Origin of the sequence: Streptomyces sp. NPDC013455 (assembly GCF_040632975.1) — a bacterium.
Taxonomy (GTDB): Bacteria; Actinomycetota; Actinomycetes; order Streptomycetales; family Streptomycetaceae; genus Streptomyces.
On sequence record NZ_JBEYCX010000001.1, the window covers coordinates 467,903 to 481,139 of the forward strand.

Annotated in this window: 13 protein-coding genes and 1 tRNA gene; 5 read left to right on the forward strand and 9 right to left on the reverse strand. The window is 72.1% G+C overall.

The features are described 5' to 3' along the window. The first annotated feature begins 535 nt into the window (after positions 1 to 535). Complete coding sequence (locus ABZ576_RS02080) at positions 536 to 1,105, forward strand: peptidoglycan-binding domain-containing protein (RefSeq protein ID WP_360734786.1); 570 nt, start codon at positions 536 to 538, stop codon at positions 1,103 to 1,105. A 93-nt stretch (positions 1,106 to 1,198) separates the two neighbouring features. On the opposite strand, the gene ABZ576_RS02085 is transcribed toward ABZ576_RS02080, so the two are convergent. Both ABZ576_RS02085 and ABZ576_RS02090 read right to left on the reverse strand, forming a co-directional pair. Next, positions 1,199 to 1,867: an HAD-IA family hydrolase gene (locus tag ABZ576_RS02085; protein ID WP_360734788.1), complete on the reverse strand. Its 669-nt coding sequence runs from the start codon at positions 1,865 to 1,867 to the stop codon at positions 1,199 to 1,201. Between the two features lie 157 nt (positions 1,868 to 2,024). Continuing rightward, the gene (locus ABZ576_RS02090; protein ID WP_360734790.1) at positions 2,025 to 2,606 is read right to left on the reverse strand and encodes a TMEM165/GDT1 family protein; all 582 of its coding nucleotides are present in this window, start codon (positions 2,604 to 2,606) and stop codon (positions 2,025 to 2,027) included. A gap of 377 nt (positions 2,607 to 2,983) precedes the next feature. On the opposite strand from ABZ576_RS02090, the gene ABZ576_RS02095 reads away from it, so the two are divergent. After that, positions 2,984 to 3,628, forward strand: a complete 645-nt coding sequence (locus tag ABZ576_RS02095) for an HNH endonuclease family protein (RefSeq protein ID WP_360734792.1) — start codon at positions 2,984 to 2,986, stop codon at positions 3,626 to 3,628. 83 nt (positions 3,629 to 3,711) lie between these two features. On the opposite strand, the gene ABZ576_RS02100 is transcribed toward ABZ576_RS02095, so the two are convergent. The 3 genes from ABZ576_RS02100 to ABZ576_RS02110 all read right to left on the reverse strand — a co-directional run bounded on the left by ABZ576_RS02100 (position 3,712) and on the right by ABZ576_RS02110 (position 5,461). Continuing rightward, positions 3,712 to 4,326: a VTT domain-containing protein gene (locus tag ABZ576_RS02100; protein ID WP_360734794.1), complete on the reverse strand. Its 615-nt coding sequence runs from the start codon at positions 4,324 to 4,326 to the stop codon at positions 3,712 to 3,714. Positions 4,327 to 4,461: 135 nt separating this feature from the next. Beyond that, positions 4,462 to 4,917: a DoxX family protein gene (locus tag ABZ576_RS02105; protein ID WP_360734796.1), complete on the reverse strand. Its 456-nt coding sequence runs from the start codon at positions 4,915 to 4,917 to the stop codon at positions 4,462 to 4,464. A gap of 307 nt (positions 4,918 to 5,224) precedes the next feature. Then, a complete protein-coding gene (locus ABZ576_RS02110; protein WP_360734798.1) occupies positions 5,225 to 5,461 on the reverse strand; it encodes a DUF2277 domain-containing protein in 237 nt (78 codons plus the stop codon). A 184-nt stretch (positions 5,462 to 5,645) separates the two neighbouring features. Between ABZ576_RS02110 and ABZ576_RS02115 the strand changes: the two genes are divergently transcribed. Beyond that, positions 5,646 to 5,984, forward strand: coding sequence for a hypothetical protein (locus ABZ576_RS02115; protein WP_360734800.1), 339 nt, complete (start codon positions 5,646 to 5,648; stop codon positions 5,982 to 5,984). 47 nt (positions 5,985 to 6,031) lie between these two features. Here ABZ576_RS02115 and ABZ576_RS02120 read toward each other — a convergent pair. After that, positions 6,032 to 6,103 (reverse strand) — tRNA-Val (locus ABZ576_RS02120). 173 nt (positions 6,104 to 6,276) lie between these two features. Between ABZ576_RS02120 and ABZ576_RS02125 the strand changes: the two genes are divergently transcribed. Beyond that, a complete protein-coding gene (locus tag ABZ576_RS02125) occupies positions 6,277 to 7,671 on the forward strand; it encodes a hypothetical protein (RefSeq protein WP_360734802.1) in 1,395 nt (464 codons plus the stop codon). Between the two features lie 92 nt (positions 7,672 to 7,763). Further along, positions 7,764 to 8,360 (forward strand): DUF4383 domain-containing protein, encoded by a 597-nt coding sequence (locus ABZ576_RS02130; protein WP_360734804.1) that lies wholly within the window; start codon positions 7,764 to 7,766, stop codon positions 8,358 to 8,360. Here the strand turns inward: ABZ576_RS02130 and ABZ576_RS02135 are convergent. The 3 genes from ABZ576_RS02135 to ABZ576_RS02145 all read right to left on the reverse strand — a co-directional run bounded on the left by ABZ576_RS02135 (position 8,348) and on the right by ABZ576_RS02145 (position 13,156). After that, positions 8,348 to 9,451: an amidase domain-containing protein gene (locus ABZ576_RS02135; RefSeq protein ID WP_360735497.1), complete on the reverse strand. Its 1,104-nt coding sequence runs from the start codon at positions 9,449 to 9,451 to the stop codon at positions 8,348 to 8,350. The genes ABZ576_RS02130 and ABZ576_RS02135 overlap by 13 nt on opposite strands. A gap of 186 nt (positions 9,452 to 9,637) precedes the next feature. Further along, positions 9,638 to 10,930 carry a hypothetical protein gene (locus ABZ576_RS02140; protein ID WP_360734806.1) on the reverse strand — a complete coding sequence of 431 codons (1,293 nt, stop codon included), beginning with the start codon at positions 10,928 to 10,930 and terminating at the stop codon, positions 9,638 to 9,640. A gap of 42 nt (positions 10,931 to 10,972) precedes the next feature. Next, a complete protein-coding gene (locus ABZ576_RS02145; RefSeq protein ID WP_360735499.1) occupies positions 10,973 to 13,156 on the reverse strand; it encodes a transglycosylase domain-containing protein in 2,184 nt (727 codons plus the stop codon). Positions 13,157 to 13,237 lie beyond the last annotated feature (81 nt).

Below are 13,237 nucleotides of genomic sequence, written 5' to 3' on the forward strand. Positions count from 1 at the left end.
GACACCGAGGGGGCCGGACAGCACGCCGTCGTGCGACTGCACCGAGCGGGCCGCCGAGGCACTGCGCGAGACACGGACGGCCGAGGCGGCAGCGGCGGAGGACTTCGATCCGCTGCGCATACGGCCCTACGTCGAGGCCCCGCCCCCGGCCACCGGCCCCCACCGGGCCGGACCACCCCGGCCGCCGGACGGGACACCGCGCCCGCCACGCCCCTCACCGGCAACCGCCCCGGCGGAACCGGCAACCGCCCCGGCGGAACCGGCAGACCCGGCGGAACCGACCGGCCCGGCGGAACCGGCAGACCCGGCGGAACCGGCCGGCCCGGCGGAACCGGCAGACCCGGCGGAACCGGCCGGCCGGGCCCAGCCGGCGACTTCGACCGCTCCGACCGGGGCGGCTTGGACCGCTCCGACCGCCGATCCGGGAAACGATCCGGGAGCCGGTCCGGGAGCCATGGGGCGCGCGTCGGACGGGGCAGGCGCCGGGGAGTCCCGGAGGCGTCGTTCCCGTCGTTCCCGTCGTTCCCGTCGCACCGTGCTGGTGGCCGTCGGCGGCCTGGGGGCCGCTGCCCTTGCGGTGGCCGGCTTCGCGGTGCTCTCCTACCAGGGGCCGGCCCGGGAGCGGACGGCGCAGGAGGTCCGGGAGCGCATCCCGGACGCGACCGGCACGGCGCCCGCCTCGGCGACGGCACCGGCGGCGGCACCGCCGGGCACGCCCCGCGTGCCGGTGCGGACACCCGCCGCATCGGCGGACCCGAGCCCGTCCGCCGGCAGCGCGTCACCCTCGCCGAGCCCCACACCTTCGGCCACCGCCTCCCGCGCCGCCTCCCCGGGCCCGTCCGCGACGGCCTCCGCGACCCCGGGCGCCACGCCCGGGGCGGCTGCGGTCCTGCGGCTCGGCGACACCGGCCCGGAGGTCACGGAACTCCAGCAGCGGCTCAAGCAGTTGAACCTCTACGGCGACCAGGTCGACGGCGTCTTCACCCGCCCCCTGCAGGACGCCGTGCGCAATTACCAGCTGGCCCGGGGCGTCCGGGGCGACGACCTGGGCACGTACGGCGCGGCGACACGAAGAAGCCTGGAGGCGGAGACGGCGGAACCGTGACCACGACGGGCCTGTGACGACGACGGCACCGGGACGAGGACGGGACCGGGACCACGAGGGGCCTGTGACGACGGCGGACCCGTGACGGCGCCGCTAGCCGATGTGCAGCCGGACCGTGCCGTCGGCCCGCGCCTCGACCCTCACGTGGGTGAGGTCCGGTACGACGGCGTCGGGACCGTGGAATCCGGCGCGGGGCCCGACGCCCACCACCCGCATCCCCGCGGCGCGCCCCGCCGCGATCCCCGCACCGGAGTCCTCGAAGACGACGCAGTCGGCCGGGTCGACACCCAGCTCGGCGGCGCCCTTGAGGAAGCCCTCGGGGTCGGGCTTGCTCGCGCCCACCGACTCGGCGGTGATGCGGACCTCGGGCAGGGGCAGCCCCGCGGCGTTCATGCGGGCGGTGGACAGGGCGACGTCGGCGGAGGTCACCAGGGCGTGCGGGAGCCCGCGCAGCGCGGCGAGGAAGGCGCTCGCGCCGGGTATCTCGACCACGCCGTCGGTGTCGGCGGTCTCCTCGGCGAGCATGCGGGCGTTGTCGGCGAGGTTCTGCTCCACCGGCCGGTCCGGCAGCAGGACGGCCATGGAGGCGTGCCCCTGCCGCCCGTGCACCACCTTCATCACCTCGTCGCCGTCCAGTCCGTGCCGCTCGGCCCAGCCGCGCCAGATGCGCTCGACCACGGCGTCCGAGTTGACGAGGGTGCCGTCCATGTCGAGCAGGAGGGCACGGGCGGTCAGGACGGCGGGTGTGGCGGTGGCCGGCATCGGCAGCTCCATAGGCGAAGGACCCCGAGGTCACAGGGACAAGGCGGCCCCGCCCGCCGGTCAGGGAAAACGGGCGGGAGCCACTTTGTTTCTCCACGGTACAAAACCTGGGGGCTCATCGCCACCACCCACGGCGAGTGTTCATCCGCCGTTCGGCTCAGCCCCGCACGGCCTCCCACAGGCTCCACACACCGAGCCCCAGCATCAGCAGCGCCGCGATCTGCGTGATCAGCCGCAGCGGAACCCTCTTCATCAGGGCCTTTCCGCCGACGATGCCGAGTCCGGCGACGGCCCACAGGGCCAGCACGGCGCCGAGCCCGACGGAGACCGGGTCGTCGTAGCGGGCGGCGAGGTTGGCGGTCATGATCTGGGTGAGATCGCCGAACTCGGCGACCAGGATGAGCATGAACCCGGTGCCGGCCACCTTCCAGAAGGACTGGTCGGCGGGCTTCTTGATCTCTTCCTCGTCCTCACCCTTCTTCAGCAGCAGCATCGCGGCGCCGCCGAGGAAGAGCACGCCGGTGAGGGCGTGCACGATCTGCTGCGGCAGCAGGGTCAGCACGCTGCCGGCCGCGACGGCGAGCACGACGTGCAGCAGGAAGGCCGCGGCGACGCCCGCGAAGACGTACGAGGCGCGGTAGCGGGTGCCGAGGACGAGCCCGGCGAGCGCGGTCTTGTCCGGCAGTTCGGCGAGGAAGACGACGCCGAAGACGAGCGCCGTCACGGTGATGCTGAGCAAGGTTCCTCAATCGGTCGGGGCTGCCCGCCGAGAGTGCGGTACGTCACGCGATGACACCTCGGCACGGCAGCGCACTCGGCGCCCGCACCAGGGGGTGCGGGCGTGCACTGCTTACCGAAGGTCTCGCTGGCGATCCCGTATGGGATCGCCTCCGGGCGCCGGCTCAGGCTCGCTGAGCAGTATGTCGACGGTCCGGCGAAGAGCTACTCCCCTTCTGCGCTCCCCATCGTAAGGGATGTGAAAGTTCCGCCGTCAACCTTGTCGTGACATGGTCACGTCACTAAGTTCTTACCGGGCGCTCACCCGCCGGCCACACGGCACCGCGAGCATTCCCTCGCTCGCGCTTCAACACCCCCACCCCACAAGGGAGTTCACGCATGCCGAAGATCTACGCGCGTCGACGGACGGGCATTCTCGCGGTGCTCACCGGCCTGATGGCCTCCGCCGCCCTGGTCAACGCCCCGAGCGCCTCGGCCGCGCTCCCCACCCCGGTCAGCGCCACCACCGCGCGCACCTACCTCTCCCAGCTCACCGTGGCCACCGAAAACCGCACCGGCTACAGCCGCGACCTCTTCCCGCACTGGATCACCATCAGCGGCACGTGCAACACCCGCGAGACGGTCCTCAAGCGGGACGGCACGAACGTCGTCACCGACTCCTCGTGCGCCTCGACCAGCGGCAGCTGGTACTCCCCCTACGACGGCGCCACCTGGACCGCCGCATCCGACCTCGACATCGACCACCTCGTCCCGCTGGCCGAGGCGTGGGACTCCGGGGCGAGCAAGTGGACCACCGCGCAGCGGCAGGCGTTCGCCAACGACCTGACCCGGCCGCAGCTGATCGCCGTCACCGACGACGTCAACCAGGCCAAGGGCGACCAGGACCCGGCCACCTGGATGCCGTCCCAGTCGACGTACCGGTGCACGTACGTCCGCGCCTGGGTGCAGGTGAAGTACTACTACAACCTCTCGGTGGACTCGGCCGAGAAGAGCGCGCTGACGAACTACCTGGCCGCCTGCTGAGACACGCGCGGTCGCCGTGGGGCCCGGGGCCGTGCGGCGACCGCGGGCCGTCACGGCCGCCCGCGCCGGCCCGGCGGAGCGCCTCAGGAGGCCGGACGCCGGCGCACCAGGAAGCCCGCCGCCGCGCCCGCCGCGAACAGCGCGGTCACCGAGACGCCCGTGGCGAGCCAGGTGGCGCCCAGCCACTGGGCGCCGTAGTAGCCGAGGGCCACGCTGTAGGCGGCCCAGGACAGGCCCGCCAGGGCCGACCAGGGCAGGAACTCGCGGACGCGGCGATGGGCGGCACCGGCGCAGAAGGAGACGACCGAGCGGCCGGCCGGGGCGAAGCGGGCGAGCACGACCAGCGCGCCGCCGCCCCGCGCGAGCGCCTCGCCGAGACGTTCCTGCGCGGTGGTCAGCCGTCGCGAGCGGGCTATCGCCCGGTCCAGCCGCTTCCCGCCGCGCCAGGCCAGCCGGTAGGCCACCATGTCGCCGAGGACCGAGGCGGTCGCCGCGGAGAGGATCAGCGCCAGGATGTCCGGCACCTCCTGCGCGACCTGGCCCGCCGCCGCGCCGGTACCGGCCGCCGCCGCCGTGCCGGCCGTGATGACGAGCACGCCGCTCGGCAGCACCGGCAGGAACACGTCGAGCAACACCGACACGGCCACCACGGCATAGATCCACGGGCCGGCCGCAAGCCACCCCACGCTCTCGAACACGACGACTCCCGTCACTCCCCCGTTGACAGCCATACAGCGTACGCCGGGGGTGTGACAGGAGCTTCGCGGGGGGTTCGTGAGGCGATTACAGCGCGTTCACGAATCAGGCCGTGCCGCGGGGTCGCGACGTGCGGGTCAGGCCGCGGCGGGCGCCTGCTCCGAGGCGGACGCGCCGTCCGCCGTCGCACGCCGGGCCAGCAGCCGGTCCAGGCCGAAGGCGCCGGATCCGGTGAAGACCAGCAGGAAGAACGCCCAGCAGAACAGGGCCGACAGCTCGCCGCCGTTCTGGATCGGCCACAGCGCGGCCTGCTGGTGGACGTCGAAGTAGGCGTACGCCATCGAGCCGGAGGCGATCAGCGCGGCACCGCGGGTGCCGAGGCCGAGCAGGACCAGGCCGCCGGCGACCAGCTGGATCACCGCCGCGTACCAGCCGGGCCAGGTGCCGGTCTCCACCGTGCCGCCGTCGGTGCCCGCGGCACCGCCGAGGACGCCGAAGAGGGAGGCCGTGCCGTGCACCGCGAAGAGCAGGCCGACGACGATGCGGAAGAGTCCGAGGACATAGGGCTGAGCGGTGTTGAGGCGTGCGGACATGAAGGATCGCTCCTGTTCGGTGACGGTCGGGCCGCCCGGGGACTGGGCAGGCCCGTCGTGGGGACAGCGGTACCGAAGGGAGCACCAGGTTAGGGGCACCTAATCATTACTTGCAAGTTCAACATCCGACCGGACCGGCGGCGGCTCCGCCCGGCCGGACTCCCACCGGGGTCGGTCGATACATCCCCGCCACGGCCGCCCCGCACACCAACCACTGGGATTCCGGGGACTCATGACGGTAAGTCAGATGAACGGGCGCACGGCGCGGCCGGTGCTGTACGCCGTCGCGGGCGGACCGAGCCGGCGTTCACGTGCGCCGCTCACCCCTGGCGGGCCGCCCCCGCACCTCCAGCCCGCCGAGCAGTTCCGCGGTGGCCTGCGCCACCGCCTCCACCGCCCGGTCGAAGACCTCGCGGTTGTGGGCGGCGGGGGCGCGGAAGCCCGAGATCTTGCGTACGTACTGCAACGCGGCCGCGCGAATGTCCTCGCCCGTGGCCTCTTCGGGCAGCGCGGGCGGGCGCAGCGTCTTGATGCTCCGGCACATGGGACAAGTCTGGCGCACACCGCCGCCCCCGCGCCGGTCGTACCGCTGCCGGACGGCGTCGGACACCTCGCGCCGCGCCGCGGGTCGCGGCGGTACCGGCGCCCGGCCACTCGTCCGGCTGAATCCGACCCGAAGCGGACGGTCCGCCTCGCCTTCCGAAATCGAACAGGCGTAGCATTGCCGCGTGGGTACGACCTATGAATTCCCCAGTGACCTCCTCGCCGGTCAGGAGGAGCTGCATCAGGTCCGGGCCGAGCTGTCGGCCCTGCTCAAGCGGCTGCCCTGGTCGGTCGAGCCGATGGACGGCTTCAGCGACGACAACGGCTGGCGCAAGGTGGAGCGGCCCGCCTCCCCCGGCTGGACGGAGGACGAGCAGGCCGAGGTGGAGAAACTGCGGCGCCGCGAACACGAACTCGCGGTGTTCGTCAGCACGCACCGCTTCTGGTCCGAGACGGCGGCGGCCGACCGCATGGAGGCCAGGAGCCGGCTGAAGCACGCCCATGAGGCGGCGGAGCAGGGGTAAGGGCACGAGAACGGCCCCTCGGAGATGACTCCGAGGGGCCGGATCTGTGGGCGCGGACGGTTTCGAACCGCCGACATCCTGCTTGTAAGGCAGGCGCTCTACCCCTGAGCTACGCACCCGGGACAGGTCGACAGCCTACATCGCCCGGTGGGCTGCCCCGCAATCCGGAGACCGGGCGTTCCCCGGACGGGAACGTCACGGCGGCCGCGGCGAACTGACCGGCTCGTGTCCTCGTCTTCGACGGGTGGGAGAATGACACCACCCAGGGCGGATCACAGCACGGGAGAGGGATGTGACGGCGACACCGGGCACGCCAGCGACGCAGCCGTACCCGCCGCCGTCCGCCCCGGGGCCCCGGCGCGGGCACCCGGCCCTGCGCGACGCCCTCGTCCTGCTGACCCTGCCGGTGCTGGCCGCGCCCGTGCTGGCCGCCGCGTTCGCCGGCGGCGGCACCCGGCGCTGGTTCGGCGGGCGGGCGGAGAGCCAGCGGGCCGAGGCACAGGCCGCGAAGGACGCCGCCGCGTCGGCGTTCTACGAACTCGACACCGCCCAGCGGGACCTGCGCATCTCCATCGAGACCATCACGGCGGTGGACGACTCCCCCGCCGCCCGGCGCGCCGTCTCCGGCTTCGAGGCACTCGGGCGCCGCATCGACGAGGCCAGCCGGCGCTACATCGAGGCCGTCGACGCCCACGACCTCGACCGGGACGACCTGGAGGCCGGCACGGCCGCCCGGGCGCGTACCGAGCTGACCGCGGCCAAGGACGAACTGCTCGGCGTCCGGCAGGAACTGGACGGGTTCGCGGACTCGCTCGCCCCGCTGCTGGACAAGGCCGAGACCCGGCTGGCGCGGCTGGCGCCCGCCGTGGAGCGGGCCCGGCAGTCGCTGCTGGCCGCGAGCAACGCGCTGGACGCCGTCCGGGAGAAGGGCCTCGGCGGGGACGATCTCGCCGCGCGGCTGGCGGCCCTGTCGCCGGAACTGACCAAGCTGAACCAGGGCGCCGGGCAGCACGGCGTGCAGCCGACGCTGGAGCGGGCCGAGCGGGTCCAGCGGGAGGCCGGGGCGATCCGGGCCGAGGCCGAGCGGCTGCCCGAGCAGGCCGCCGAGATCGATCACCGGCTGGTGTCCCTGCGTACCCGTGCGCAGGCGCTGACCACCCGGACCGGGCAGGTGGAGCCGGTGCTCAGCGAGCTGCGCCGGCGGTTCGCCGCCGCCTGCTGGCAGGACCTCCAGCCGGTGCCCGCGCAGGCCGCGGAGAACGTACGGCAGGCCGAGCTGAAGCTCCGGGAGGCGCAGGCGGCCCGGGACGCCCGGCGCTGGCCGGACGCCGTCTCACTGCTGTCGACCGTACGGGCCCTGCTGAACGCCACCGACGAGGCCGTGTCGGCGGCCGGGGACCGCCTGGCCCGGCTGAACGCCGTGCAGAAGGACCCGCAGGCCGAGATCGAGCGGACCCGGTTCGCGATCCGGGACGCCCAGCGGCTGGCCATGACGGGGCGTACGACCCCCGACCCGCGGCACGCCCGGCCGCTGGACGACGCGGTGGCCCGGCTGGAGCGGGCGATCGGCACCCTGGAGGGCCGGCACCCGGACTACTGGCACTTCCTGACCGAGACCGAAGGGGTGCGGCGGACGGTGGCACGGGTGGTCACGCAGATCCGCGAGGAGCGCGGCGCCGGGCACTGAGCCGTGTGAGCTGTGCGTGTTGCCGGGTGGGGCGCGGCAGGCGGATATTGATGAGGACGGATGGCCTCCGCTAGCGCCCGAGGGAGGCGGATATGGCCACACACGCAGTGCACAGGAGAGACGCCGACGAACGGCGCGGGATCCGGCTGGACGACCACCTGCCGGTCGACCACCGGCTGAACACGGTCTACCGGATCGGCGCGGGCCTGATCGGCACGTTCCTCGTCGTCTTCGGCATTCTCGGCGTGATCGACCACATCGGCTTCTTCAGCACCGGCGGTGACACCGTCGCCGGCCTGAACACCAACGGCGCGCTCAGCGTGCTCTCGATCTGCATCGGCGCGTTGCTGCTGGTGGGCATGGTGATCGGCGGGAACTTCGCGTCGACCCTGAACATGGTCCTCGGCGTGCTGTTCCTGCTGAACGGCTTCCTGTTCCTCGGCCTGCTGGACACCGGCAGCAACTTCCTGGCCTTCAAGCTCCAGAACGTCTTCTTCAGCTTCATCGTGGGGCTGCTGCTGATGACCTTCGGCATGTACGGCCGGGTCGGCCACGCCCTGCCGCACGACAACCCGTACTGGCGGGCCCGCCACCCCGAGCCCTCCCCGCGGGAGCAGCGGATGCTCCAGGAGAAGCGGGAGGAACCGGAGCAGCGGCGCATCCAGCCGGACCGGGGTCAGGTCCTGTAGGCGTAGAACGCCGAGGTCGGGTACGAGGCGACCAGGCTGGCCACCGACCTGTTGTAGGTGTTGGTCGAGTGGTAGCTCACGTACGGCACGCCCCGGCGGTCCCGGTAGGTGACGATCATCGTGTGGTCCTTGGACCCGTCCCGGTTGAAGTCCATCTGGAGCACGTCACCGAGGTCCATCTGGTAGACGTTGGCCAGGTTGGTGGCCCGCTTCGAGGACAGGGCGAACCAGGAGAACTCGTTGACACCGACGAACGAGTCCGACTGGATGTCGGAGTTGCCGAACCACTTGTGGAAGTCGTACGTGTAGCCGGGTACGTGCTTCCAGCCGCCCGCCTTCAGGGCCTGGCTGACGAAGTTGGTGCAGTCGCCGCCGGCCCCCTCCCCGTTGAAGTCCGGGTAGGCCGGGTTGTAGTTGTTCCAGTACTTCTGCGCGTACGCGACCATGGCCTTGTAGTCGTAGCCGGTCGCGGAGAAGTTCTTCGCGCCGGCCGGCGCGGGCCAGGAGGTGGACGCGCGGGTCGCCGACGGCGGGCCGTCGTCCGCGGCGGTGGTCTGCACCTTCGCGACGGTGGGCTTGGCGACCTGGTTCACCGCGAGGTACCCCTGGTCGGTGTCCTGGATGCCGGTCAGCTGCCAGTTCCCGTGCCGGTCCGCCGTGAAGGTCAGCTCGTGGTGGGCCTGGAAGCCGGTCGACTTCGGGGACTTGGCGGTGGCCTTGTCGTAGCTCAGCGTCGTGGTCTCGGTGACGGCGACCTTGGCGTGCCGGCCCTTCACCTGCGTGGCGTCGAGCGTGACCTTGGTGCTGCCCGCGCGGTAGGTCTCGCCCAGCCGGGCCAGCCGGCTGCGGCGGTCGCGCAGCTCGTCCAGGGCGGACTTCTGCTCCTCGGTCTGGCCGCCGGACAGGCGCACCGATCCGGAGAAGCCGGACGCGTGCCGGGTCTCCTGCTTGCCGGTACCCTCCACGAGGGCCTGCGTGCGGTCGGTGAAGACCGCGTCGGCCAGCCGCTGGAAGGTCGCCTTGGTGGCCGCGTCCACCGTCGGGTCGTCGGTCACGGCCGCGCCAGCGCTCCAGTTGGGCACCAGGGCCACGCCGGCGACCACCGAGGCGGCCGCGGCGGTGACTATGGCCGTGCGGCGCCGCCTACGGCTCAGTCTTCTTGATTTCAATGATGTTCCCCTCTACGCCGGTACACCTACCGGGCGAGGGCATCTTGCCACGGCGGGCGTGGCGGTTGTGAAGGGGGTTGCACAAGTGGAATCACCGGAGCGTACTTGTCACTTGACGACTGCCGACCAGTCCGGCGACTGGGCGGGGTCGAGGCTGCGCAGGGCGGCCAGGGTCTGCGGCGTCTGCGCGTCGAGCCAGTCGGCCAGCTCCTTGAAGGACACGCACTTGACGCCCTTCTTGGTGCAGACGTTCTTCACCAATTGGTCGACGGCGCTCATGTAGATGCCGCCGTTCCAGTCCTCGAAGTGGTTGCCGATGAACAGCGGCGCCCGGCTGCCGTAGTAGACCCGGTTGAAGCCCTTCATGTAGGAGTCGACGGTCATCCGCTCCCACTCGGCGAACTTGGCGGGGTCTCCCTGCACCTCGCCGTCGGACTGGTTGTAGAGGAAGTTGAAGTCCATCGACAGCGCCTGCACGTCGTCCGTGTACGGCAGCAGCTGCAGCGGGAAGTCCCAGATGCCGTTCTTCTTGCCGGGCCATATCTGGAAGTCGCCCGGGGAGCTGGCGTCGTAGCGCCAGCCGTAGCTCTTGATGGCCTTCAGCAGGTTCTCCTGGCCCTCCAGGCAGGGAGCCCGGCCGCCGGTGACCGCCTTCTTGACGTCGAAGGGCAGCGGCGGGACGTCCTTCCAGCCGGTGTTGGTCTTCCAGTGCTGCACGAAGGAGAAGAACTGGTCGATCTCGCTCTTCCACTCCTGCACGGTCCAGTCGCCGCCGCCCTTGGCGCCGCAGAAGTGGCCGTTGAAGTGCGTGCCGATCTCGTTGCCGTCCTGGTACGCCTTGCCCAGCTGCTCCAGCGTGGTGCGGATGTGGTCGTCGGTGGCGTAGTCGATGGCGGCGTCGCCCGGGGAGTGCATGGGGCCGTGGTAGAGGGCCTTCTTGCTCTTCGGCAGCAGGTAGATGCCGGTGAGGAAGAAGGTCATGTGGGCGTCGTACTCCTTGGCCAGCTCCCGGTAGTGCGAGAACAGGTGGTCGCTGCCCTCCAGCGCGCCGTCCCAGGAGAAGACCACGAACTGGGGCGGCTTCTCACCCGGCTTGAGCGGCTTCGCCACCAGCTGGCCCTTCTGGGGCCCGGTGTAGGAGGTGGACCCGTCACCGAGGACCTTGGTCTTGCCGTCCCACCGCGGGGTCGGGCTGGCCTTGGGCGCGCCCGCCCTGGGCTTCTCCCCGGCGGCCGCGGTCGGCCTGCTCTTGCCGTCCGTGCCGGACAGCGCCAGGAAACCGGCCACCAGCGAGGCCACGACGAGGAGGGCGGCCAGCGTCAGGACCTGCGGCCGGGTGGCACGGGGCGTGCCGCGGCGCGGGGCTCGGCGGCGGCCTGTCGACGACATCTTGCGGGGCATGCGCGGCTCATTCTGGGGAGGGGAGGGTGGACGGGTCACGGCTCAGCCGAGGCCCGTCGCGGCCGACCAGAGGTCATACGGAACGCTGTGGGCGGACCCGCCGGCCAGGCCCTTGAGCGGCAGCGGCTCCAGGGACTTGGCCAGGTCGATCCGGTAGACGACGATCGCGGTGGACACCGAGTCGGCCGTGCCGACGTACCAGGCGGCGGTGTCCTTCTCGGTCGTGCCGGCCTTCCCGGACACCCCGCTGCGGCCGGCCGCCGCTTCGGGGTGCGCGGTGCGGAAGGAGTCGGTGAGCGCCTCGGTGACGTCCTCGGCCACCTGCGCGCCGACCGCGCGCCGGGGGCGCGGGGTGGCCAGGGCGACCGGGTGGCCGTTGCGGGTGATACGGCGGATCGAGTACGGCTCGGTGTGCTTGCCGCCGGCCGCGAAGGTGGCGTAGCCGCTGGCCATCCGGATCGCGCTGGGCGTGGAGTTGCCCATCGACAGGGCGGGCACCTGCGGGCCCATGCTGGAGGAGAGCAGTCCGGACGCCACCGCGGTCTGGCGCACCTTCTCCAGGCCGGTGTCCATGCCCAGCTGCATGAACGGGGTGTTCGCCGACTTCGCCATCGCCTCGCGCAGGGTGATCTGCCCGTACGAGGCGCCGCCGTCGTTGTGCGCGGCGACCTTCTTGCCGCTGCGGTCCCAGTACGGCCCCTCGGGGGTGGTGACCGGCACGCCGTCGTCGCCGTTGTAGACGCTGTCCGGGGTCACGGGGGTGGCGGGGCCGCCGCGGGTCTTGCGCACACCGTGTTCGAGTCCGGCGGCGTAGACGAACGGCGTGAACGCGGTGCCGGCCGGGACGGTGGTCGCGTTGGACTCGTTGTAGCCCTGCTTGCGGTGGTCCGGGCCGCCGTAGACGGCGAGGATCCGGCCGTCCGCGGCCACCGAGGCGGCGCCGTAGTGGCCGTTCTTCGCCACCGCCGGGTCGTCCTTCCGGGCCTGCTTGCGGGCCTTGGTGACGGCGTCGGTGAGCGCGCGCTCCCGCTTGCGGTCGAAGGTGGTGTAGATCTGGTAGCCGCCGAGGTCGAACTGCTTGTCCGTGAGGTGCCCGGCCTTCTTGGCGTACTGCGAGGCCAGCTCCACCAGGTAGTCGCTCTGCGCACCGGTGTTGTACAGCGGGTTGCTCTTCAGCGGCTCGGGGAAGCTGGTGTACCCGGCCCGTTCGCGCGCCGACAGCTTGCCGATCCGGACCATGCGGTCCAGGGTCCAGGACCAGCGCTCGACCGCGCGCGCGTGATTGGCCTTGCCGAGCGTGGGGTCGTAGAGGCCGGCGCCCTTGAGCAGCGAGGCCAGCATGGCCGCCTCGGAGGCGTTGAGCTTGCCGACGTCCTTGCCGTAGTAGGCCTGGGCCGCGCGCTGGATGCCGTAGCTGCCGCGGCCGAACCAGCTGGTGTTGAGATAGCCCTCGAGGATCTGGTCCTTGCTCATCTTGTTGTCGAGCTTGAGGGCGATCATCGCCTCGGTGAATTTACGGCTGATCGTCCGGTTCTGCGAAAGGTAAACGTTCTTCACGTACTGCTGGGTAATAGTGGAGCCACCCTCGGTGTCCCCCTGGCCCAGGGTGCGGAACACCGCCCGCGTGATGCCCTTGGCGGAAATGCCCGGGTCCGAGTAGAAGCTCTCGTTCTCCGCCGCCAGCACCGCCCAGCGGACGTCCTCGGGTATGTCCTCCAGCGGCATGGCCTGCCGCTGCACCCAGCCGGTACGGGCCATGGGCGTGCCGTCGGACCAGAAGTAGACGTTGTCCTGCTGCGTGGCGTACGAGTTGAGGTTGTCCGGTATGTCCGTCATCGCGTACGCGGTCACGAGGAACGCGCCGAGCAGGCCGAACGAGGTCAGGACGGCGCCGAGCCACTGGCGCCAGGAGGGTATCCAGCGGCGCCAGCCGGTGCGGCCCGGACGCGGGTAGACCGGCCGCAGCCGACGCGCGTAGGGCGCCACGCGGCGCGCGTACGGGGCCAGCGGGGCGAACAGGCGGCCGGCCGCGCCCGGGGCCGCCGCGCGCTCGCGGCCCGCGGAGCGCGCGGTGCGCCGCCGCTCGGCCCGGCCACCGCCCGGAGCGGCCGGCTCCGGTGGCGCGGGAACACGCAGCTGCATCGTCTCGTCCGCCCTGAGGGCGTCGACCCTCAGATGCAGGGTCTCGTCGGCGTCCGACGGCTTCCCGCCACGGCCACCCCCCATGGGGCCGTCCTCCCCCTGCGACGCATCGGTCACGCCTGCGTCTCCCTCCGCACTAGGTCTTGCTCGCGCGGGTGAGCTGAG